This window comes from Mesorhizobium sp. P3_B5 (genome assembly GCF_056402815.1).
In genome coordinates, this window is record NZ_JBFUGR010000004.1 from 61,629 (window position 1) to 82,116 (window position 20,488).

Sequence of the window (20,488 nt, forward strand, 5' to 3'; positions counted from 1 at the left end):
AGCGCAGAAAACCGCGCCAGTCGGCCGCCAGAGTAGAATTATCAAAAAGGTCTCAGAGGGAGCCGAGTTTGCCCAGGTCCTTGGCGACCAGATAGTAGAAGGTCACACGGCTCTTGGTGTTGTCGGCCGCCATCGCCTTGCATACCTTTTCGATCGAGGCATCGGCCTTGCTGCCGTCGGTGATGCCTAGCTTCTTGGAAACCCAGCCCGCCTTGACCCGATCGAGTTCCTTGGGATCGGTGCACGACACCAGCGAGGAATCGCGGTTCCTCAGCGCGATGCCGAGATGCTTGACGATCTTGGCGACCGCATCGGCGCTTGCCGCGGCGTCGTATTTCTTCACGTCTGCGAGATAGTCGGCCATCAAAATTCCCCACGTCGGCGCCACGGATCCGATCGATGAGGGCTGTGGCGCGCTGCCGCAACCTGTGCGCTAGGTCGTTAACTCCTCACCACCGCAAAGCTTCGGTTGAGACCGTTTGCAAGTCAACCCTTTGCGTCACCGTTTGCCACACACTTCGACGCGGGGACAAAGCATCAATGCGGCCTTTCATTTTTTGCGATGGCCCCCTATATTCGTTTTGTCGGCTTGACCGACTATGGCGATAAATGGGCGATGAAATAAGCCGTTCGGACCCGGGGGCGGTACCCGGCGCCTCCACCAAGAACCGCTCTGTCATTCAGGGCGGCTGTTGATGGGGGCGAAATAGGATCGACGAAGGTGTAAAGATCGTACTTTTGCCCGGCATGGTACCACCGTCATCGGGCTAAACCTGTAGTTGCAAATGACAACTATGCGGAAGCACGTCTCGCCGCGTAAGCGGTGCGATAGCTTCAATTCAAGTCCTAGAGGTTCGCACTTCTAGGCGGGGTTCGGAGGTACCTGGCAACAGAAACCTCCACTTCTCCCCTCACCATGCCTGTTTCGCTGCAGCCTGAAGCTATCTTCAAGCGGCACGCATCATTTGGCGAAGCGTTTGGCGCCGGCGACACAGAGAACCACGGCGGCGGTAACGGCGACCATGGCCCAGCTTACGGCTTCGTGCAGCAAGGTCGCGGCCAGGGTCAGCCCGAAAAACGGCTGCAGCAGCTGCAATTGCCCGACGGCGGCGATGCCGCCCTGGGCGAGCCCCCGGTACCAGAAGATGAAGCCGATCAGCATGCTGAACAGCGAGACGTAGGCGAGACCGATCCAGGCCGCCTGCCCCGTTCCGGCAAAAGACGCCGGCATGATGACGACGGCCAGCGTTGCCATGATCGGCAACGAGATAACCAGCGCCCAGGAAATTACCTGCCAGCCGCCGAGCGTTCGCGACAGTTTTGCACCCTCGGCATAGCCAAGGCCGCAAACGACGACGGCCGCGAGCATCAGCATGTCACAGACCGGCGAAACGGAAGAGCTCTGCGTCATCGCAAATCCGGCAACGAGGCTGCTGCCAAGGCAGGAGAACAGCCAGAAGGCCGGGCGTGGTCGTTCGCCGCCGCGTATGACCCCGAAAATCGCTGTCGCCAGCGGCAGCAGGCCGATGAAGACAATGGAATGCGCGGACGTAACATGCTTGAGCGCCAGCGCCGTCAGCAAGGGGAACCCGACGACGACGCCAAGGGCGACGACGATCAGCGAAACGATATCGGTCGCTCCCGGCCGCTTCTCGCGAAAAGCCAGCAATAGACAGAGCGCCAGCACACCGGCGATTCCCGCGCGGGCGGCAGTGAGGAACACCGGGTCAAACGCGGCCACCGCCACCCGTGTCGCCGGCAGCGATCCGCTGAAGATCAGCACCCCGAGAAAGCCGTTGATCCAGCCGCTGGTCGCCTTGTCCATCACACCTGTCCTGTTTCGTCGCCAGTATCGGTTGCGTCGAGCCAATTTCTAAGAGACAGTGCACGACAGTTTCGGCAAACTGTCATGGCTGCAGGAGCAGTACGGATGGACATCAGGCTGGAGAGCGATACCGGCACACTTGTCGGCCGCGTCATGGCGGCGATACGACAACGCATCGTCGGACGAACGCTCGCGCCCGGTGCGAAACTGCCCTCCATCCGCGGCTTTGCCAAAGTCATGGACGTTTCGAAGTCGACCGTGGTCGAAGCCTATGACCGGCTCGTCGCCGAGGGCGTCGTCCAGTCGCGGCGCGGCTCGGGCTTCTATGTCGCCGGCCACCTGCCGCCTTTGGCTCTCGCCGAAATCGGCCCGCGGCTGGATCGCGCCGTGGATCCGTTCTGGGTGTCGCGACAATCGCTGGAAGCCGGCGGCGACACAATGAAGCCGGGCTGCGGATGGCTGCCCGCTTCATGGATGCCGCAAGCCGATTTGCGCCGGTCGCTGCGCGGCCTTGCCCGCGCCGATGGCGCTGTATTGACCGACTACGGCACGCCACTTGGCCTTTTGCCGCTGCGCCAGCTTCTGTCCCGGCGCATGGCGGAGCGTGGCATCGAGGCAGCACCCGACCAGATCATGCTGACGGAATCCGGCACGCAGGCGATCGACATCCTGTGCCGGTTCCTGCTCGAGCCGGGTGACACGGTGCTTGTCGACGACCCCTGCTATTTCAATTTTCTTGCCTTGTTGCGTGCGCATCGCGCCAAGGTCGTCAGTGTTCCCTACACGCAATCCGGCCCCGACATGGAGCTGTTCGGGCAAGCGCTGAGCGAGCATCGGCCGCGCCTCTACATCACCAATTCGGCGATCCACAATCCGACCGGGGCGACGCTCTCGCCTGTCGTTGCACACCGGCTGCTGAAGCTCGCCGAGCAATCGGGGCTGACCATCATCGAGGACGATATTTTCGCCGACTTCGAACACGAGCCCGCGCCGCGCCTGGCCGCGTTTGACGGGCTCGACCGGGTCATCCACATCGGCAGTTTTTCCAAGACGCTGTCGGCAGCGACGCGGTGTGGGTTCATCGCCGCCCGACGCGATTGGACGGATGGGCTGATCGACCTGAAGATCGCCACCTCATTCGGCGGCAGCCCGATTGCCGCCGAGCTTGTGCTCGGCATTCTCAGGGATGGAACCTATCGCAAGCACATCAACAGCCTGCACGATCGCCTGTCCCGCGCCATGGCGGAAACCGGCGCGCGGTTGAAGGTCATGGGCATCAAGCCATGGATCGAGCCAAGGAGCGGCATGTTCCTGTGGTGCACGCTGCCTGAGGGCCTGGACGCGGCCGATATTGCGCGCCGCGCACTGGCTGAAAACATCGTGCTGGCGCCGGGAAATGCCTTCAGCCTCGTGCAATCCGCCACCGGGTATCTGCGTTTCAACGTTGCGCAATCATCGGATCCGCGCATCTTCTCGGCGCTTGAACGGGCGATGCAGGGCTGAAATGCGCTCATGAAAAAGGCCGGCACTGACCCGGCCTTTTTCGATCTCGGTGGTGTTGCTTATTCTGCCGGCGCTTCGACCGCGTCGCGCGAACGGCCAAGCGTCACCTTCGCCAGTGTGAACGAGATCACCGCGCAAAGCGTGATGCCGGCCACCATCGGCAGCGGCGTGCCGTCGAAGAACACACCGGCGACACCCATGGCGACTGCGCCGATGGCGAAGTGCAGCGTGCCCATCAGCGCCGAGGCCGTTCCGGCGATCTCGCCATGCTCTTCCATGGCCAGCACCGACGTGGTCGGGATGACGAGACCGAGGAAGCCGTAGCCGACGAACAGCAATGCGGCCATCACGTCGAGCCGGTCGACGCCGGTTGCCATCACCGCAAACAGCACCACCATGGTCGTCGCATAGCCGGTCACCGCGACACGCACTACGCGCCGCAGCCCAAACCGCTCGGCTAGCAATCCGGTCAGCTGCGACATGCCGATGAAGGCAACCGCGTTGATCGAGAAGAACACGCTGTAGACCGAAGGCGACAGCCCGTAATGGTCGATCAGGATGAAGGACGAGCTGGAGAGATAGACGAAGAAGCTGGCAATGCCGAAGCCTGCGATGGCCACCAGGCCGAGGAAGTTGCGGTCACCCATCAGCAAGCGGTAGCCTGAGAGCGCGGTGCCGAAGGAAGAACCGACGCGGTCTTCGACCGGCCGTGTCTCCTTGAGCGAGGTCGCCAAAAGGATGGTGGCGAGCAGTGCCGCACCCGTCACCGTCCAGAACACCGCGCGCCAGCCGAAATTCTCGATGATCTGGCTGCCGGTCAGCGGCGCCAGGATCGGCGACACCGAAAACACCAGCATCAACAAGGACATCAGCTTGGCCGCTTCAGTGCCGGTGTGCAGATCGCGCACGATCGCCCGCGGCACCGCCATGCCGGCGCTTGCGCCAAGACCCTGCAGGAAGCGGAAAGCGATCAGCCATTCGATGGTCGGCGCCAGCGCCGAGCCGACGCCGCCGATCATGAACAGCACGAGGCCGCCATAGAGCGGCAGCTTGCGGCCGACCATGTCGGAGATCGGCCCGACGACGATCTGGCCGAAGCCCATCGACAGGAAAAAGATCAACAGGCTCATCTGCACGGCAGCAGTGCCGGCGTGCAGATCCTCGCCGATCGAGGGCAGCGCGGGAAGATACATGTCGATGGCGAACGGGCCGATGGCGGACAACAGGCCGAGCACGACCGCAATGCGGAGGAATTTGGGACTCATGATAATGGCTTCTTTCGAATTCTGGTTGCCGCCGCAAAGCGGCGTCTACCCCTAGGACGTTCCATCCCGTGAAATCCCGACTCCAGAGCGAATCTATTCGTCTCTCTGGAGCGAAATCTCTTTGCGTTATGTCCACAAATTTAGACAGTCTTGTCTAATTCGTCAATCACCTCTATATAGATTTTCATGAAGCTGCACGTCTCTCCTGACATTTTCCCGCCACGCGGCCATGAGGCCAAGCGCATATCGATCATTGATGCTGCAGCCTCGGTGTTTTGCCGGGAAGGCTTTGCCGGCGCCAACATCGACCTGATCGCGGTCGAGGCCGGCGTGTCGCGCCAGACCGTCTACAACCATCATGGCGACAAGGAGAGGCTGTTCGTTGCCGTGGTGCGTGACCTCACCGAGCGCTGCAATGCCGGCATCTTTGCCACCTTCGCCAGCTTCCCCGACCAACCCAGGGATCTCGAGGCCGACCTGATCGGCTTTGCGGTGCGCATGAACCGCAATTGCATCTGCAATCGCGATGGAAAATTCCTGCGCAAGCTGATCCAGACCGAAGGCGAGCGCTATCCCGAGCTTTTTGCCGAGTGGCGCGACCAGGGGCCAGGCCGGACATGGCCCGCACTTGCCGCCCGTTTCGCCCGCCTCGCCCATGCCGGGCACCTGACGATCGAGGATCCCGATGTGGCGGCGCGCCAGTTCCTGGCCCTTGCCAATGCCGAACTGCAGACAACCTTCATGCTCGGCGGCTCGCCCGGCGATGATGAGGTGCTGCAATCCGCAACCCATGGCGTGCGCACTTTCCTGCGCGCTTTCGGCAAGCGGCAGGCGGTTCGCGCCGACAAACACAACGCCCTCGCCAGCGCCTGAACGACCAAATCGCGGGTATCGCCCCTCGCATCTGCGAAGTCGGGCGCTATATCAGGTTTACGCCGCCCTCAAGCTTGATTACAGCTATGCGGACGATTCAACGGAACCCGACCGCCACATGGCCGACGACCACATCCGCTACGACATTCTGGCCCAGGAGGCGTTGCGCGGCGTCATGCGCAAGGTTCTGGCCGAGGTCGCGCGCACCGGCCTGCCAGGCAACCACCATTTCTTCATCACCTTCCTCACCGGCGCACCGGGCGTGCGCGTGTCCTCAAGGCTGCGCGAGCGCTATCCCGAACAGATGACCATCGTCATCCAGTTCCAGTACTGGGACCTGAAAGTGACCGACACCGGCTTCGAAGTCGGACTGTCCTTCTCCGACGTGCCGGAAAAGCTGGAAATCCCATTCTCGGCCGTGCGCGGCTTTTACGACCCGTCCGTCAACTTCGAACTCGAATTCGACGTCAAGACGGACACGCCCGCAGAGGACGAACCAACGGCAAAGCCTGCTCCCGAACCGCTGGCCATCGTCACCGAGAAAAAGCCGAAGGCGGAGAAGAAGGCTGCCGCCGAGGCCGAAAAGAAGCCTGCCGTGGCCGACGCCGCCGCCGGCAAGAGCGCCGATGTCGTCTCGCTCGACGCCTTCCGCAAGAAGTGAGCCCGACAGGTCTTCGCGAAAAAATGGCCGACATCGTCAATCTCCGCCAGGCCCGCAAGCAGAAGGCACGGATTGAGAAGGACCGTCTGGCCAGCCAGAACCGGGCGCTGCATGGCCGCACCAAAGGCGAGCGCGAGCACGATCGCCTGACCGCCGACAAGGCCGAAAAGTTCGTCGCCGGCCATCATCGCGACAAGTCCGACCCGGAATAGGGCGAGACGACGTGAGCCCGGTCGAAAAACGCTCGGTCACCATTCGCGGCCACCGCACCAGCTATTCGCTCGAAAAGCCGTTTTACGACGACCTCAGCGTCATCGCGGCTGCGCGAAAACTGACATTGGCGGCGCTGGTCGCCGAAATCGACGAAACCCGTCCGCGCGACGCCAACTTGTCCTCGGCGCTCAGGCTCTACGTGCTGGACTGGGCAAAGCGCGGGATGGGAGCCTAGAGCATGATCCCGAAAAGTGGGAACCGGTTTTCGGAAAAGATCATGCTCAAACAAAGAGATAGAGCCCCATCCCGATTCCATCGGGATGGAACAGGCTCTAGCCGCCGCCTAGCGACTTCAGCAGATTGTCTACCGAGAACGGGTTGGCCTTCGGCTTCGGCGGGGCCGGCGGTGGATTGTCGTTGACGCCAGGGAGCGATCGGTCGACTTTTGGCGCCTGCTCCGCAGCCTTGCGCTCGGCTTCGAGCCTAGCTTTTTCCTGCGACGCGATGCGCATCGCGTCTTCCGCCTTCTTGCGCTGCTGCTCCTCAGCCTTCGCTGCTTCCTCGGCAGCCTGCTGCTCGGCCTGAGCCTTTGCGTCGGCATCTGCCTTGGCCTTTGCGTCGGCTTCCGCCTGGGCTTCCGCATCCGCTGCAGCTTTTGCCGCGGCGTCGGCCTTGGCTTTTGCGTCCGCCTCGGCCTGAGCCCTGGCGTCGGCTTCCGCTTTCGCCTTGGCGTCCGCTTCAGCCTGCAACCGCGCCGCCTCCTCCTGCTTGCGCAATTCCTCGGCCGCGTTGTCGCGTTCGGTCTGCAGCGCCGCGTAATAGCGGACCTCGCGCCGCAGCCGCTGTTTTTCAAGCAGTGCCGCCTGCATCGCCTCGACCCGTTGCTGTTCCTTCTCCAGCGCGCGCTGGGTCAGGAACTGCGCCAACGGTTCGCTGTCGAACTGCCGCTTCGCCGCACCGAACGGCCCGTCGACGCTGACATTCATCGTCGGCTCGGAGCCGACCAGCGCCTCGTCGCCTGGTCTGTAGGCGATCGATCCCGCTGCAGCGACAGTGCCGGCATTCAGGTCCGCCGTGATGCCGGCGGACAGTGTCGCCTGCGGATTCTCAAGCTTGACCGGCGGTGCCCGCAACGTGCCGCCGGCAATCGCGAAGGCAACATCCGTGTCCTGCGCCGGAAAACTGCCATCGGCGGCAATCTGCGGCGCGAAGTCGGCGGTCTTGGCGGCATCGATATCGCGCCCGATCGTGTCGGCCTTGGCAATGAAGGCGCCAAAGGCGTCAGGATTGACGCCGGCAATGGTCAGGCCTTTCAGCGCTGCCGTGCCGGAGCCGGACAACGCCGCGACCATTCCGTCGACCGATTTGCCGCTGGTCGAAAGCGACGTGGAGAAATCACCCTTTCCAGTCATTCCGGCGTCCGGCAGCACGGTGGCCAGATCGGCGCTCGACAGTTTCATCTGACCGGTGAAAAGCCCGGTGCCGTCGGTGTTCTTCAATTCGAACAGCCCGGTCAGCGCACCACCCAGGAGCTTGGCCTTGAGGTCCGAAACGCGAATCCCTTCCTGGTCGAGCTTCAGCGTAAAGCCTGCGTCGTAGGCTGTGGCGAACGAGCCGGCGGCAAGGGCCGCCGTGGTCAGGTCGAGGTCGGCGGTAAACGGCAGGCTGGACTTCTGGCTGAAAGGCGCCGTCGGCCAGGCCCCGCCCTCACCAAGGAAGGCCTGGTCACCGAACAGCGTTACCGCCATCGAGTCGAGGTCCAGTTCGTCGAGCGTCAGCGCGCCGGCAAGATGCGGCAGCCCGTCCTTCACATCGATGTTGAGGTCGCCGGCAACCGCCGCTTCGTTGATGGCGCCGCTGAGCCCGCTGAGCACCAGCAGGCCGTTGCCGAAATCGGCGTCGGCCGCGAGCGATGTCGACATCCCTGCCCCCATGCCCGGTAGCCCGACCCCAGCCGTCATCAGCCATGGCTCGATGTCGGTGGCCTCGAGGCTGACCTTGCCCTTGGCGGTCGCCCCTTGCGGCGTGTCGGCGAACGTCCCGTCAAAGCCAGCCTTGAAGTCGTCGGCGGCAAGGCTGACGCTCGTTGCCAGGCCGCCGCCAAGCGTGCCTTTCGCCGAGACGTCAGTGGTTGCCTGGCCGAGCATGCCGAGCGGCAGCGCCGGAAAACCATAGAGCGCCAGCAGCGCCGTGGCGTCAGGATTTCTCGCATTGAAGGTCAGCGCCATCGGCGCATCGAGAGGCCGGTCGGGCGCCCCCTTGCCGGACAGCGACGCTGAAAAGGCCGAGCCGCCGGCCTTGCCTTGCCCGCTGACCGCGAGCCCCGTGGTGCCGTCGCCATTGTCGGCGGCACTTGCCACCAAATCGATGCGCGCGTCCTGGAACAGGTCGGGATAGGCCGCTGCGCGTGCCGAGAGCCCTTTCAGCACCACGTTGTCGGGATAGTGTTGTGCGGCAACATCGATCAACGGCTTGAGGTCGACAGCGACCACCGACGCGTCGAGCTTGCCGGTCGGGCTCTCCGGAAAATCCTTGATGCGGCCGGTGGCGCTGATCGATGCACCGGCCAGCCCGCCGAGCGACAGCCGGTCGATTTCGACCAGCCCATCACGCAGCCTCAGCGCCGTATCGACCGTATCGGCGGTCAGCCCGCCGGCACTGACCGGCCCCGCCTTGATCTGGAAATCGAGGTCGCGGTCGGAAAAACGGTTGGCGCCCTTGTCGCTGACAAAGATCGAGGCGAAAGCTGCAAGCCCATCGACGTCGAGCTCGCCGCCTTGCAGCCGCATCAACACCGACGGTTTGGCATCGTCCGGCTGGCTGGAATCGATGCGGCCGGAAAATTTCGCCTTGCCGAGGATGAGTTCGAGATCGGTGAAGGCCTGGCGCTTCTCCGAGAGATCGACCTTGGCCTTGAAGCCGGCGGCGGGCAGCAGCCGGATTGCCTTGTCGACATCCTTCGACAGCCAGGCGGCAAAGCCGGAAGGCTGCGCCACGGCCAGCAGCAGCGAACCGGTGAAGTTGAAGTTTTCCTCGACGCTGAGCAGGCCGTTGGCTTCCAGCGTGGCGCGGCCGGGCAGCGTCGCGGCCAGCGACTTCACCGACCAGCCGCCATCGGTCGGTTCGGCGGAAAGATGCACGTCGCGAACCGTGGTGTCGCCGGCCACCACCGCCGGCAGCTTGACCTCGACCGTGCCGGGTATGGTCGGCTTCGGCAGGTCGAGCAGCGCCTGCTCCAGTGCTGCGATGCGCTTGGAAAGCGTCAGCCCGGCGCCGGCCGCGGCTCCGACAGCTTCGTCGAACTGCACCTGCGCGCCATTGGCCTCGATGGAAAAGCGTGGCTTCAGCCCAAGGTCGACGCTTGCCTTGCCATCGGCGGTGTAGGGATTGTCGATCGGCCCGGTCTCGAAGCGGAACTCATCGATACCGAGTTTCTGGTGGTCGAGGGAAAACTTGCCGTTCAGCCGGAACCCAGGGTCCAGCTTGCCGGTGCTGACCTTGACCGTCTCGCCGTCGGTGCCGCGCAGCTCGGCCGAATTCTTGTCGGCACCAGAGATCTTGAACTGGCCCGAATAGACCGCGGCCCCCTTGACGATACCGGCATTGCCGTCGCTCTCGATGACCACGGGATAGGCATCCGGATCGGCCTTGAGTCGGAGCCGCATCTGGCCGGTGCCCTCGGCCTTGCCGGTGGAAGCGGTGATCGCGGTGCGCAACCCGTCGAGCCGCAGCGATCCATCCATCCGCCATGGCCCGGCCAGCGACTTGGCCGAAATGGTTGAATTGATCTCAGAAATGAGATGGCTGCGCCCGCCGGCGGCGTGGCTCAACGCGATCTCTCCCTCCGTCACTGTCAGCTTCTCGATCGAAATCTGGTTGAGGTCGAAGGGCGAGGACGGCCGCATCGCCCAGTCGACGGTGCCGTCGGCGGCAATGTCGATCGTCGCCTTCGGCCGCACCAGCCGCATGTCGAAGATCAGCACCTCACCGCGCAGGAAGGGCGCGAGTTCGGCATCCATCGAAAAAGTCTCGACGGTCATTGCCGGCTGGCCGCCCGGCCCCCCGGCGACGGTGACGTCCGAAAACGTCACCGAGGGAAACGGCAACAGCCTCGCCGTCGCATCACCCTCGACGGTGACCTTGCGGCCCAGAACGGCACTTGCCTCGCGTTCGAACTCGGCGCGGTAGCCCGTCCAGTCGACAAAATACGGCACCACCAGCGCCGCACACAGCACCAGCACGAAAAGGCCACCGAAGATCACGAACAGGCGTGCGAGCATCAGCTCCGATTGGGTTGGTTGAAAGCCAGCCGCACTCTACCCGCATCAGCGTGTCTATAAAGAGGCAATTCATCCAGAGACGCTTGATCTCTGATGCATCTGGAAGATCGGAGGTTCTCGGCAGCCGGTGATTGCGTGCCCGCCTATACGCAGCCTATCCCGCCATGGCCCTTCGGCGATATTCGTTCAGCAACACGACCATCTCTTCGGGCGACAATGTCCAGCCCTGAGGCAATGCGGCTTCGGCGCCCAGGCTTTTGGTGACGCTGCGCACGACGGAGCTTTCCTTGACCCCCGGTGCGAAATCGTACCCGATCATATCGCCGATTCTGCGCCGACGATGGACGACGTAGAAGCCTTCGATATCCTTCCAGGGGACCAGCTTGGGCGATCGGACAAGACCTCCGCCGAGACTGAAACCTTGTACGTTCAGCATCAGAATCTGCGGGCGCGCAAGTTGCCAGGCAAACACCAACGCGCCCAGTCCGAAGAAGGCCATGCACCACCAAAGGCCGGCGGTGTCGCCGTCCTTGGAGACATGGATCAGGAAAGCGCAGGCCAGGACAAAGGCGAGACTGGCCGACAACAACAACAGTGTCTTGCCGCGCGATGCGCTTATGACCAGGGGCTCAATAGTCTCTCTCCCGTATCGCATTGCCGCTCCTCACATTTCGGCTATGCAGGTAATATCTTGCCAGGGTTCATGATGTCTTGCGGGTCGAGCGCTTTTTTGATGGTGCGCATGATGTCGACGCCATGGCCGAGCTCATGGCGCAGGAAGCCGACCTTGCCCTGGCCGATGCCGTGTTCGCCGGTGCAGGTGCCATCCATGGCGATCGCCCGCATGTTCAGCCGCGCGACGAATTTTTCCGACAGCGCGATTTCCTTGGGGTCTTCGACATCCATCAGCACCAGCACGTGGAAATTGCCGTCGCCGGCATGGCCGACGATTGGCGCGATCAGCCCCATCTCGGCAATGTCGGCCTCGGTCTCGGTGACGCATTCGGCAAAGCGCGAGATCGGCACGCAGACATCGGTCGACAGGCCCTTGGCGCCGGGCCGCAGCGTCAGCGACGACCAATAGGCGTCATGCCTGGCCTTCCACAGTTTCGTCCTCTCCTCGGCGACGCTGGTCCACAGGAATGGTCCGCCGCCATTTTCTTCTGCAATCATGCCGAACGTCTCGGCCTGCTCGGCAACACCGGCGTCGCTGCCGTGGAATTCGACGAACAGGCACGGGCTCTCGGGATAATCGAGCTTCGAATAATTCTTCATCGCCCGCATCTGCAGCGCGTTGACCAGTTCGATGCGCGCCACCGGGATGCCCATCTGGATGGTTGCGATGACCGCGTTGCAGGCCGCCTCGAGGCTCGGAAACGGGCACACACCACCGGAGATCGCCTGTGGTATCCCCTGCAGCTTCAGGGTCAGCGAGGTGATGACGCCGAGCGTGCCTTCCGAGCCGACCAAAAGCCGGGTAAGATCATAGCCGGCCGAGCTCTTTTTCGCCCGCTTGCCGGTGGTCACCGTCTCGCCGTCGGCCATCACGGCCGTCAGCGACAAAACGTTCTCGCGCATGGTGCCATAGCGCACTGCATTGGTGCCGGACGCCCGCGTCGCCGCCATACCGCCGAGCGAAGCGTTGGCGCCCGGATCGATCGGGAAAAACAAGCCGGTGTCGCGCAGATGCCGGTTCAAATCCTCGCGCGTCACGCCGGGCTCGACGGTGCAGTCGAGATCTTGCGGATTGACCGCAAGGATGCGGTTCATCCGCGACGTATCGACCGAGATGCCGCCGCCCGGCGCATTGGTGTGCCCCTCGAGCGAGGAGCCGACGCCAAACGCGATCACCGGCACGCGATGCGCGGCGCAGGCCCGCACGATCTCCTGCACCTCTTCAGTCGTCTCCGGAAAGGCGACGCCGTCTGGCGCCTGCGTCGGGATATAGGTGGTGGTATGCGCATGCTGGGCGCGGATCGCCTGGCCGGTCTGGAAGCGCTCGCCCAGCTGCTGCTTGAGAATGCCAAGCACGGCCGCGATGCCTTCTTCGTTGCGCTCGACCGGGTTGAGGTCGCTCAGAGCCATGAATTCCTCCGCGAATGGACCAGCGTCCACGCTTGTTATGCGATTATGGATCATGCCTAAAGCAATTCCAGGAAAAGTGTGAAGCGGTTTTCCCGGGAAAAGCGAACAGCGCTTTCCCTTGGGGATTCCGTCAGACCAAAAGACTCGCACCAGCCACGCTCTGTCCAGCAAAGACGAAAAGGAAGCTCTTCCATGTCCATCCCCGCCCCCTTCGTCTCCAAACCCATGGACATCGAGAAGGACTGGATCGACTACAACGGCCATCTCAACATGGCCTATTACAACGTGCTGTTCGACCGCTGCTCGGACGAAGCCTTCGAGGCGATGGGCATGGGGCTGGACTATGTGAAAGAGCGGCGGCTGACCATCTACACGGCCGAAGTCCATGTCTGCTACGTGCAGGAGCTGCATCTCGACCACAAGGTCGTCGTCTCCTTCCAGCTCATCGACCATGATGAGAAGCGGCTCAGGGCCTATCAGGAAATCCGCCACGTCGATGGCTGGCTCGCCGCAACCTCCGAAACGCTGTCGCTGCATGTCGACATGTCAGGCCCCAAGGTAGCGCCCTTTCCTGCCGATGTGCTGGCCAAGGTGGAGGCCATGCGCGCCGCCCATTCCGTGCTGCCAATGCCGGAGCGCGCCGGCCGCTCGATCGGTATTCGCCGCAAGACATCTTGAACCTGAAGCCCGCCGCCGTTAACCTTACCGGGGTTTTAACGTGAACAAGCGAATTGAGGCGTTGAACGACTCAGCGCGGCGGTAGAAACCGTTCGTATCGGGTTTGCGATACGGGGGGCGGGGGCGGAAGCTGGTTCGGGGGAAGTGCATGAAAACCGACATCAAGGTCGAGGTCGACAGGTTGGTCGCCGATCCGCGCATTACCGACTATGATTTCTGGCGCTCGTTGAAGAACGTCAACAACGAGATCTTTCACATCGCCAACAGCAACGAGCCGATTCCTTTCGACATGATCCGCTGGCGCGCCATCCTGAAACAGGCGCGCATGAAGCGCGGCCGCGCCTGAGAATCACCGCCCTTAGAATCACCGCCCTCTCACCACGGCTTCCAGCGGCGAGCGTGCCACCACTGGTGACGACTGGATGATCGCCGTATTGGTCATGGCATAGGGGATGATGCGGTCGATCACCCGTTCGAGCTCGCCCACCGAGCCGACATGCGCCAGCGCGATGAAACAATCCTCCCCGGTCACCCGGTCGCATTGCGCGATTTCCGGGAGGTCGCGGATGATCTCGGCTACGACCGCCAGTTGCCCCGGCACCGGCCTGATCCGCAGCCATGCCGACAGCTTCATCCCGAGCGCAGCCGGATTGAGCCTGACCATATAGGCCTCGATGACGCCGCTCTCCTGCAGCCGCTTGATACGCTCGGCCACACTTGGCGCAGAAAGGCCGACCGCCCGCGCCAATTCAGCCGTGCTGGTGCGCGCATCCTTTTCCAGCAGGCGCAGGATCTTCAGATCCGCTGCATCCAGATCTGGAATTTCATTTCTAAGGCGTTTCACGACAACCTCCTTGCATTCAGATATATTTTAGCCGTTTCGACTAACCATCACCCATATAAATCGCGGAAATCGCCTGCGATACTGATCGCATGGATGATCGAACGCAAGCACCCATCGCCAACCCCACCCGCTCTGTCCATGCAAACCTGGCGACCTCGCTACCACCGCATGTCTGGTTCGGCGTCAGCGCCGTATTCCATTATCTCGGGCCGGCTTTCGCCGTGCTGCTGTTTCCGCATGTCGGCGTGCTTGGCATGGCATGGCTGCGCATCGCCACCGCCGCCCTTGTCTTTGCGCCGCTGACCAAGCCTTGGAAAACATTCGCCCGCGCCGACCGGCACACGCGGCCGCTGCTTCTGGCTTTCGGCGCTTGCCTGGCGGTGATGAACTGTTCCTTCTACCTCGCGCTCGACCGCTTGCCGATCTCGCTGGTGGCGGCCATCGAATTCGTCGGCACCATCGGCGTCGCGCTGATCGGCCTAAAAAGCCCGCGGAATCTCGCCGCCCTTGCCGTCGCCGTTACCGGCACCTTGCTGCTCATCGACGTCAAATGGGCAAGCGACCCGGTCGGCCTGTCCTGGGCCTTTCTCAATGGCGCGCTGTTCGTTGGTTACATCGTGCTCGGCCACCGCGTTGCCGGTGCCGGTGCCGGCGACGGCATAGCCGGCCTGGGTGCGGCGATGGCGGTCGCCTTCCTCATCGTGCTGCCGGTCGGCTTCACCGACGCGCTGCCAGCCTTCTTCTCACCGCCGCTGCTGCTTGCCGCCATCGGCGTCGGCATCTGCTCGTCCGTCATTCCCTATATCTGCGACCAGCTCGCCATGTCGCGCCTGCCGCGCTCGAGCTTCGCCCTGATGCTGTCGCTGCTGCCGGTCACCGCAACGCTGATCGGCATCGTCGTGCTCGGCCAGATCCCGAGCATCCGCGATTGTCTGGGCATCGCGCTGGTCGTCGCCGGCGTCGCCTGTCACAAGCCGGCGCCGGAGTAGTCTGTGGCGCGGTTTAAAGTGTGTTGAGATTCAGGTCAGGCCGAGCCGAGAATGGTGGGTTCCGAGAACCGGAGCGGAGCGTACTTTTCGTACGTGAGCACCGGAAGCGCAGGAAGCCATCGTTTGCAGGCCGGCATCACCTGAGTATCAACACGCCTTACGCCAGCTTCTCCTTGAGAAAGGCGATCGTCCGCCCCCAGGCGAGATCCGCTGCCTTCTTGTCATAGCGCGCGGCCGATGTGTCGTTGTTGAAGGCGTGGTTGACGCCGTCATAGACATAGACGGTGTATTCAACATGGGCGGCGTCGAGCGCCTTCTTGTAGGCATCGATGCCGGCGTCGATGCGCTCGTCCAGGCCGGCATAGTGCAACAAAAGCGCTGCCTTGATCTTCGCTACATCCTCGGCCTTCGGCTGCATTCCGTAATAGGCGACGCCGGCTGCGAGATCGGGCGCGTTGACGGCCAGCGTGTTGACCGTGCCGCCGCCCCAGCAGAAGCCGACCGCGCCGACCTTGCCGTTGCCTTCCTTCTCGCCCTTGAGGTAGGCGATAGTCGCCACGCCATCGGCCGTGACCTGGCTGGCGTCGAGCTTGGTGAACATGTCGCGCGCCTTGTCCTCATCTCCTGGCGTGCCGCCGAGCGGCGACAGAAAATCCGGCGCAAGCGCCACGAACCCTTCCAGCGCCACGCGCCGCGCCACGTCGCGAATATGCGGGTTGAGCCCCCTGTTTTCATGCACGACGATGACCGTGCCGAGCTTGCCGGTCTGCGCCGCCGGTTTGACCAGATAGCCCTTCATCTCACCGCTGCTGCCGGGATAGGTGATGTCCTCCCCCTTCACCCGCGGGTCGTCGTCGGCGACAATCGCCGCCTGCGCCGAATTGGCGGCGAGCAGCGGTGCAATCGCTGCGGCCGCGGCACCCGATCCGGCCAGCCTGGTCAGCTGTTCCATGAAGCGGCGGCGGTCGAGCGTCAGATGCGTGTATTCGTCATAGGCATCGATCATCGCCTGGGTAATGGCAGGCTCGGTGCTGGCGGCCTTGGTCATCATACGCTCCTCGACTTCGGAAATGTCTGCTGCGCAAGATAGGGGCGAGGTCCGCATGGTCCAGTCACGGGTGAGTGAGACGCCGCGTGAAGAAATCGGCGCGTTGCCCTTTTTGCCGATCTTGCACAAGCCTATGGACCGATGAAGGGATATCCGTAAGGTGACGCTTCGAGGAACAGGCGAATTTGCGCTGATATGGGCGTCGGGGTGGCATGCTTGCACGCAAGGTGGGTAAATGGCGCACACTCGGGCTGATGGCCCGTTTCGCGGCTGAACCGCTGACCGCAGCGCGCGACGCACACCGTGTTTTCGGCCCTTTTATTCGCGCCGAATACCCCCATTCGACGACGGCAAAGCCAAGGCGTGTCTTCATGATCGCCGATGCCGGGCTGTATCGGACCATGCTGTCCGACACAGACACCTGGCGCAACGTCCAGATCAGTGCGACCAGCAAGCGATCCGGCGCCTCGAACCGGCTTTCCTACGGCATGACGCGGCTGCGCGGCGAGCGCCATGAGCATTACCGCAAACTGTTCGCACTGCCGTTGAAACGCCCCGCCGTCATGGCGATGAGCCCCGAAATGGCGAGGATCGCCGCCGAGCAGGTTTCAACCTGGCCCATCGGTACGCCCTTCGCGTTGACCGAAGCCGCCAAGACGATGGCCAAGCACCTGGCAATCGGCCTTCTCTTTGGCGACGACCATGCGCGCGCCATGCCGATTGCCGAGATGATCGCGCGCGCCATGCAGGCAAGCTGGATCCTTCCCACCCCGGCCTACTTCCGCTGGTTGCGGGAGGCCGAAGGCCAGGAACGCGCCATCCTGTCATGGGCCGAAGAGAAACGCGGCAACAAGGACGCACAGGACATCCTCTCGATCCTGGTCAACAACACCGATGAAAAGGGCAATCCGCCCGCTGTCGAATTGATCGGCGGCATCGTCAGCTTCGTCTTCGGCGCCGCTTACGACACCTGCCAGAACGCGCTGGCCTGGACGTTGATCCTGCTGACCCAGCATCCGGACGCGATGGCGGAGCTTGTCGCCGAAATCGACGCCGCCACCGGCGGCCATCCCGCGACCATGGACCGGATCGGCATGCTGCCTGTGCTCGATGCCACGATCCGCGAGGCCATGCGGCTGTTTCCGCCGGTGCCGCTGCAAATGCGCAAGGCGACACGCCCGACGAATTTGGGCGATGAGCAGGTCGCCAAGGGCGAACTTGTGCTGATCAGCGCCATGGCGATCAATCGCGACCCCGAACTCTACCCCAACCCGGACAGTTTTCAGCCCGGACGCTGGGCGACGATCAAGCCATCGCCGTTTCAATATACGGTGTTCGGCGCCGGCGGCCACATGTGCCCGGGCGTCACCTTTGGCATGCAGATGATGAAGATCGCGCTCGCGACCATCCTGTCGACACGTACCGTGGAACTGGCGCCAAAGGCGCGGATCGCCTATCGAACCCGTGTGACGCTGGCGCCGATCGGCAACGTCGAGGTGATCATGCGCCAGCGCGGCCAGTCCGTTCGCCCGGGACGGGCTGTCGGCCGCTTTCTCGAACTGGTCGACCTCCCCGCATTGACATAAGGACTGCCGATGACCGCGCAGCAGAAAATGGTCCGCATCTACGATCGGGTCATGAAAAGCAGCAAGCAGCGCCGCTACTATGGCGGCAGCGGCTTCTACAATTTCGGCTATTGGGCGACGGGCGCCACATCGCAGCGCGAAGCCAGCGAAGCCCTTGTCGACACATTGCTGGCGCGGCTGCCAAAGAAGACGGGCAGCATTCTCGATGTCGCCTGCGGGCTCGGCGCGTCGACGAAGCGCTTGCTGCTCAGCTATCCGCCGGAGGCGGTCACCGCCATCAACATCTCCGACGCCCAGGTCGCTACAGCGCGCCAGAACGCGCCGGGCGCAACGGTGCTCCAGATGGATGCGGTCAAGCTCGCCTTTGCCGATGCAAGTTTTGACGCGGTGATCTGCGTGGAAGCAGCTTTCCATTTCGATACGCGCGCAGCATTCCTCGCGGAAGCGTTTCGCGTTCTCAAGCCGGGCGGCGCGCTGGTTCTCTCCGATATTCTGTTTCGCGGCTTCACATCATCGATCTCGGATCGGCTGGGCGTTCCGAAAGCCAATCTCGTGCCCGATATTGCGGCCTATCGGGCGCTTTTCGCCGCTGGCGGCTTTCAGGACGTCGAGGTGGAAGACGCAACCGACGATTGCCTCGGCGGCTTCCGCCGCAGCCTCGTCGCCTGGCCGGCGTCGGAACGAAGAAACGGCGCCATGAGCCTGAAGTCCGCCCTCGGCACGGCCGCCGTCTGCCGGCTGATCGCGGGTTATTTTGGCGCGGTCAGCAAGGCCTACTTGCTGGTGTCGGCAAAAAAGCCCTGACGCGAAGGCCTTAATCACATTTTGGTCATTTCCGACAATCTTGATGCTGCCGCCACAATATAAAGGGAAGCTGCCGGTGGCGGTCTCGTCCCTACCCTGCAGTTGTGCTCATTCCGACCAAGAAGGAACAACGCCCATGACCTTCCCCACTCCGATCCTCGCCGGCGCGTTCATGCTTGCCGGCGCCGCCTTGCTGGCGCTGCGGTCCGCTGCCTTGGCTGCGACGAAGCGATCGATGGTCAAGGTCCGCAGCAACCGGCCCCGGCCCGCTGGCCGCTCGAAAACCAACGACTGAAACCCAAGCCTGAGGGAAGACCATGGACGCCCAGGACATCGTGAACACCGTCTCCCAGAAGGCCGGTCTCAATCAGGCAACGACGGAGAAGGTCGTCGGCACCATTTTTTCGGTGCTCGAGCATGAGGCGGAAGGCACCAGCGTCTCCTCGTTCTTCGCCAAGATTCCCGGGGCCGACGCCCTCGCCCAGAAATACGACGTCATGGCTGCCGGCGCGGCCGGCGGCACCAGCGGCGGCGGCTTGCTGTCGTCGCTGCAAGGTGCGCTCGGCGGTGTGCTTGGCGAAAAGGCCGGCGCGCTGATCAACGGCGTCGCCGCGCTCAAGGCGTCCGGCCTCGACATGACACAGATCCAGAAGGCTGGCACGACCCTGATCCAGCAGGCGGAAGCCGCTGCCGGCCCCGACCTGACTGGCCAGGTGCTCAGCTCGGTGCCCAGCCTGAAGAGCCATCTCGGGCTCTGATCCCGCCTTCCCTCTCTCTCTACAATCTAGCGTATCGCGCCGGCGCTTTGGTCGGCCGCGCGGCCCGTCGCGGCCTGAGCGACCGTTGAAGTCTGGCAGGTCGCTCTGAAGCTGACGATCTGCTGTCTGCCAAAATATCGATATTTAGTGTTTTATGAGAAAAACCTACACTTTCTGGAAACCATGCATTGAGACGCCACGAGCGCTCGACTAGGCAATTAATCACCTATTAGAGGTTGAACTCCACGGTCACGGTTGAACTATCGGCAACCGTGTTTTGGAGGCAGCTACCCCTCTCGCCTATGTGGTTCATGTCGGAGGTCGAAACCAGCCCGCAGGCCAAAGCCATCATCCGCGCGATGCTGGCGCTTGGCCAGAGCCTCGATATCTCGGTCCTAGCCGAAGGCGTCGAGACGCACAGCCAACTGTCGATCCTACGCGCTGAAGGCTGCAACGAGGCACAAGGCTTCCTGCTCGGCCGCCCAGCACCGTTCGCCGAGATCTTCGCTCTTATGCATCACGACGAAGTCGCCGGCGCCGAAATGCCAGTCCACCAGGCTGTTGCCTAGGCAACAGCGCGCCAAGATTCAGGTCAGGCCGAGTCGAGAAAGGTGGGGCCGAGAACCGGCCTACGCCGGCCGTAGGTAGTGCGTCAGTTTCCACTCGCAACCCGAGTCGATTTGTGGCAGGCCACGTGTAAGTTGCAAGCGCGGTTATTCCCGGAGGAACAAAAGTGAGTGTCGTGAGCGGTGTGGTGCTTTGTACATCCTCTGCCGAAGACTGTTCGAGCCCGAACGGTCAGCCCGTTCTCTTTGAGCGCATACAGGAATGGCTGGCGGAGCGCGCCGGCCCCTTCCAACAACTTAACAGCGTCGAGGATAGCTTTGGCGGCAGCAAGCACCCGCAAATGTTTGTGGCCGGCGGCGGCTTCAACCATTTCCCTGAAGACGACTTTGCGGCCTACGTGATGTCGCTGCCTTGGCAAAACCCAGAAAACGTCGTGCTGGTGATCGAGCCCGAAGAAGGAGCGACCCGCGTCTTCAGGCACGAGAATTCAAACTGACGCAGTACCCGGC

The 20,488-nt window shown here is 62.9% G+C and carries 21 protein-coding genes, 1 other RNA gene and 1 pseudogene; 15 read left to right on the forward strand and 8 right to left on the reverse strand.

The genetic code is table 11. The features are described from left to right. Positions 1-52: 52 nt before the first annotated feature. The gene (locus AC1DVW_RS12435; RefSeq protein ID WP_477312074.1) at positions 53-364 is read right to left on the reverse strand and encodes a DUF2853 family protein; all 312 of its coding nucleotides are present in this window, start codon (positions 362-364) and stop codon (positions 53-55) included. A 180-nt stretch (positions 365-544) separates the two neighbouring features. Here AC1DVW_RS12435 and ssrA point away from each other — a divergent pair. Continuing rightward, positions 545-904, forward strand: a transfer-messenger RNA (tmRNA) gene (ssrA, locus tag AC1DVW_RS12440). A gap of 57 nt (positions 905-961) precedes the next feature. On the opposite strand, the gene AC1DVW_RS12445 is transcribed toward ssrA, so the two are convergent. Beyond that, positions 962-1,825 carry a DMT family transporter gene (locus AC1DVW_RS12445; protein WP_477323423.1) on the reverse strand — a complete coding sequence of 288 codons (864 nt, stop codon included), beginning with the start codon at positions 1,823-1,825 and terminating at the stop codon, positions 962-964. Positions 1,826-1,909: 84 nt separating this feature from the next. Between AC1DVW_RS12445 and AC1DVW_RS12450 the strand changes: the two genes are divergently transcribed. Continuing rightward, positions 1,910-3,328 (forward strand): aminotransferase-like domain-containing protein, encoded by a 1,419-nt coding sequence (locus tag AC1DVW_RS12450; protein ID WP_477323424.1) that lies wholly within the window; start codon positions 1,910-1,912, stop codon positions 3,326-3,328. Positions 3,329-3,387: 59 nt separating this feature from the next. On the opposite strand, the gene AC1DVW_RS12455 is transcribed toward AC1DVW_RS12450, so the two are convergent. Beyond that, entirely contained in the window at positions 3,388-4,593 is a 1,206-nt protein-coding gene (locus AC1DVW_RS12455) for a multidrug effflux MFS transporter (RefSeq protein ID WP_477323426.1), read from the reverse strand. A 186-nt stretch (positions 4,594-4,779) separates the two neighbouring features. On the opposite strand from AC1DVW_RS12455, the gene AC1DVW_RS12460 reads away from it, so the two are divergent. The 4 genes from AC1DVW_RS12460 to AC1DVW_RS12475 all read left to right on the forward strand — a co-directional run bounded on the left by AC1DVW_RS12460 (position 4,780) and on the right by AC1DVW_RS12475 (position 6,575). Then, entirely contained in the window at positions 4,780-5,466 is a 687-nt protein-coding gene (locus tag AC1DVW_RS12460) for a TetR/AcrR family transcriptional regulator (RefSeq protein WP_477323428.1), read from the forward strand. 118 nt (positions 5,467-5,584) lie between these two features. Then, positions 5,585-6,127, forward strand: coding sequence for an SspB family protein (locus AC1DVW_RS12465; RefSeq protein WP_477323430.1), 543 nt, complete (start codon positions 5,585-5,587; stop codon positions 6,125-6,127). Positions 6,128-6,150: 23 nt separating this feature from the next. Then, the gene (locus tag AC1DVW_RS12470; RefSeq protein WP_477244720.1) at positions 6,151-6,339 is read left to right on the forward strand and encodes a DUF4169 family protein; all 189 of its coding nucleotides are present in this window, start codon (positions 6,151-6,153) and stop codon (positions 6,337-6,339) included. A gap of 11 nt (positions 6,340-6,350) precedes the next feature. Then, on the forward strand, positions 6,351-6,575 hold the full coding sequence (locus AC1DVW_RS12475; protein WP_477244718.1) for a ribbon-helix-helix domain-containing protein: 225 nt from the start codon (positions 6,351-6,353) through the stop codon (positions 6,573-6,575). Between the two features lie 97 nt (positions 6,576-6,672). Here the strand turns inward: AC1DVW_RS12475 and AC1DVW_RS12480 are convergent, their stop codons facing one another. The 3 genes from AC1DVW_RS12480 to AC1DVW_RS12490 all read right to left on the reverse strand — a co-directional run bounded on the left by AC1DVW_RS12480 (position 6,673) and on the right by AC1DVW_RS12490 (position 12,705). Next, positions 6,673-10,620: an AsmA family protein gene (locus tag AC1DVW_RS12480; protein ID WP_477323432.1), complete on the reverse strand. Its 3,948-nt coding sequence runs from the start codon at positions 10,618-10,620 to the stop codon at positions 6,673-6,675. Positions 10,621-10,774: 154 nt separating this feature from the next. Then, positions 10,775-11,275 (reverse strand): STM3941 family protein, encoded by a 501-nt coding sequence (locus AC1DVW_RS12485; protein WP_477277191.1) that lies wholly within the window; start codon positions 11,273-11,275, stop codon positions 10,775-10,777. Between the two features lie 20 nt (positions 11,276-11,295). Further along, the gene (locus AC1DVW_RS12490; protein WP_477277193.1) at positions 11,296-12,705 is read right to left on the reverse strand and encodes an FAD-binding oxidoreductase; all 1,410 of its coding nucleotides are present in this window, start codon (positions 12,703-12,705) and stop codon (positions 11,296-11,298) included. Positions 12,706-12,897: 192 nt separating this feature from the next. On the opposite strand from AC1DVW_RS12490, the gene AC1DVW_RS12495 reads away from it, so the two are divergent. Together AC1DVW_RS12495 and AC1DVW_RS12500 are read left to right on the forward strand one after the other, a co-directional pair. Next, positions 12,898-13,383 (forward strand): thioesterase family protein, encoded by a 486-nt coding sequence (locus tag AC1DVW_RS12495; protein ID WP_477277195.1) that lies wholly within the window; start codon positions 12,898-12,900, stop codon positions 13,381-13,383. Positions 13,384-13,531: 148 nt separating this feature from the next. Beyond that, on the forward strand, positions 13,532-13,729 hold the full coding sequence (locus tag AC1DVW_RS12500; protein WP_477323434.1) for a hypothetical protein: 198 nt from the start codon (positions 13,532-13,534) through the stop codon (positions 13,727-13,729). A gap of 18 nt (positions 13,730-13,747) precedes the next feature. Here AC1DVW_RS12500 and AC1DVW_RS12505 read toward each other — a convergent pair whose 3' ends face one another. Further along, positions 13,748-14,227, reverse strand: a complete 480-nt coding sequence (locus AC1DVW_RS12505) for an Lrp/AsnC family transcriptional regulator (RefSeq protein WP_477323436.1) — start codon at positions 14,225-14,227, stop codon at positions 13,748-13,750. Positions 14,228-14,316: 89 nt separating this feature from the next. Between AC1DVW_RS12505 and AC1DVW_RS12510 the strand changes: the two genes are divergently transcribed. Continuing rightward, positions 14,317-15,216: an EamA family transporter gene (locus tag AC1DVW_RS12510; protein WP_477323438.1), complete on the forward strand. Its 900-nt coding sequence runs from the start codon at positions 14,317-14,319 to the stop codon at positions 15,214-15,216. Positions 15,217-15,373: 157 nt separating this feature from the next. Here AC1DVW_RS12510 and AC1DVW_RS12515 read toward each other — a convergent pair whose 3' ends face one another. Beyond that, entirely contained in the window at positions 15,374-16,264 is an 891-nt protein-coding gene (locus tag AC1DVW_RS12515) for a dienelactone hydrolase family protein (protein WP_477323440.1), read from the reverse strand. Between the two features lie 212 nt (positions 16,265-16,476). On the opposite strand from AC1DVW_RS12515, the gene AC1DVW_RS12520 reads away from it, so the two are divergent. The 6 genes and pseudogenes from AC1DVW_RS12520 to AC1DVW_RS12545 all read left to right on the forward strand — a co-directional run bounded on the left by AC1DVW_RS12520 (position 16,477) and on the right by AC1DVW_RS12545 (position 20,475). After that, entirely contained in the window at positions 16,477-17,850 is a 1,374-nt protein-coding gene (locus tag AC1DVW_RS12520) for a cytochrome P450 (RefSeq protein ID WP_477323442.1), read from the forward strand. 9 nt (positions 17,851-17,859) lie between these two features. Continuing rightward, a complete protein-coding gene (locus AC1DVW_RS12525; RefSeq protein WP_477323444.1) occupies positions 17,860-18,654 on the forward strand; it encodes a class I SAM-dependent methyltransferase in 795 nt (264 codons plus the stop codon). Positions 18,655-18,790: 136 nt separating this feature from the next. Next, a complete protein-coding gene (locus tag AC1DVW_RS12530) occupies positions 18,791-18,949 on the forward strand; it encodes a hypothetical protein (RefSeq protein ID WP_477244701.1) in 159 nt (52 codons plus the stop codon). Positions 18,950-18,971: 22 nt separating this feature from the next. Further along, positions 18,972-19,412: a hypothetical protein gene (locus AC1DVW_RS12535; protein WP_477323446.1), complete on the forward strand. Its 441-nt coding sequence runs from the start codon at positions 18,972-18,974 to the stop codon at positions 19,410-19,412. Between the two features lie 308 nt (positions 19,413-19,720). Further along, positions 19,721-19,981: pseudogene (locus tag AC1DVW_RS12540) on the forward strand (EAL domain-containing protein); the annotation flags it as partial. A gap of 164 nt (positions 19,982-20,145) precedes the next feature. After that, on the forward strand, positions 20,146-20,475 hold the full coding sequence (locus AC1DVW_RS12545) for a hypothetical protein (RefSeq protein WP_477323448.1): 330 nt from the start codon (positions 20,146-20,148) through the stop codon (positions 20,473-20,475). Positions 20,476-20,488: the final 13 nt, after the last annotated feature.

What these genes read in the sequence shown, in the direction of transcription:
- AC1DVW_RS12520 (WP_477323442.1), top strand. Translation starts at nt 16,477, where the DNA reads ATGCTTGCACGCAAGGTGGGTAAATGGCGCACACTCGGGCTGATGGCC.
- AC1DVW_RS12510 (WP_477323438.1), top strand. Translation starts at nt 14,317, where the DNA reads ATGGATGATCGAACGCAAGCACCCATCGCCAACCCCACCCGCTCTGTC.
- AC1DVW_RS12450 (WP_477323424.1), top strand. Translation starts at nt 1,910, where the DNA reads ATGGCTGCAGGAGCAGTACGGATGGACATCAGGCTGGAGAGCGATACC.
- AC1DVW_RS12490 (WP_477277193.1), bottom strand. Translation starts at nt 12,705, where the DNA reads ATGGCTCTGAGCGACCTCAACCCGGTCGAGCGCAACGAAGAAGGCATC.
- AC1DVW_RS12465 (WP_477323430.1), top strand. Translation starts at nt 5,585, where the DNA reads ATGGCCGACGACCACATCCGCTACGACATTCTGGCCCAGGAGGCGTTG.
- AC1DVW_RS12500 (WP_477323434.1), top strand. Translation starts at nt 13,532, where the DNA reads ATGAAAACCGACATCAAGGTCGAGGTCGACAGGTTGGTCGCCGATCCG.
- AC1DVW_RS12495 (WP_477277195.1), top strand. Translation starts at nt 12,898, where the DNA reads ATGTCCATCCCCGCCCCCTTCGTCTCCAAACCCATGGACATCGAGAAG.
- AC1DVW_RS12460 (WP_477323428.1), top strand. Translation starts at nt 4,780, where the DNA reads ATGAAGCTGCACGTCTCTCCTGACATTTTCCCGCCACGCGGCCATGAG.
- AC1DVW_RS12515 (WP_477323440.1), bottom strand. Translation starts at nt 16,264, where the DNA reads ATGACCAAGGCCGCCAGCACCGAGCCTGCCATTACCCAGGCGATGATC.
- AC1DVW_RS12470 (WP_477244720.1), top strand. Translation starts at nt 6,151, where the DNA reads ATGGCCGACATCGTCAATCTCCGCCAGGCCCGCAAGCAGAAGGCACGG.
- AC1DVW_RS12445 (WP_477323423.1), bottom strand. Translation starts at nt 1,825, where the DNA reads ATGGACAAGGCGACCAGCGGCTGGATCAACGGCTTTCTCGGGGTGCTG.
- AC1DVW_RS12480 (WP_477323432.1), bottom strand. Translation starts at nt 10,620, where the DNA reads ATGCTCGCACGCCTGTTCGTGATCTTCGGTGGCCTTTTCGTGCTGGTG.
- AC1DVW_RS12530 (WP_477244701.1), top strand. Translation starts at nt 18,791, where the DNA reads ATGACCTTCCCCACTCCGATCCTCGCCGGCGCGTTCATGCTTGCCGGC.
- AC1DVW_RS12535 (WP_477323446.1), top strand. Translation starts at nt 18,972, where the DNA reads ATGGACGCCCAGGACATCGTGAACACCGTCTCCCAGAAGGCCGGTCTC.
- AC1DVW_RS12435 (WP_477312074.1), bottom strand. Translation starts at nt 364, where the DNA reads ATGGCCGACTATCTCGCAGACGTGAAGAAATACGACGCCGCGGCAAGC.
- AC1DVW_RS12525 (WP_477323444.1), top strand. Translation starts at nt 17,860, where the DNA reads ATGACCGCGCAGCAGAAAATGGTCCGCATCTACGATCGGGTCATGAAA.
- AC1DVW_RS12455 (WP_477323426.1), bottom strand. Translation starts at nt 4,593, where the DNA reads ATGAGTCCCAAATTCCTCCGCATTGCGGTCGTGCTCGGCCTGTTGTCC.
- AC1DVW_RS12485 (WP_477277191.1), bottom strand. Translation starts at nt 11,275, where the DNA reads ATGCGATACGGGAGAGAGACTATTGAGCCCCTGGTCATAAGCGCATCG.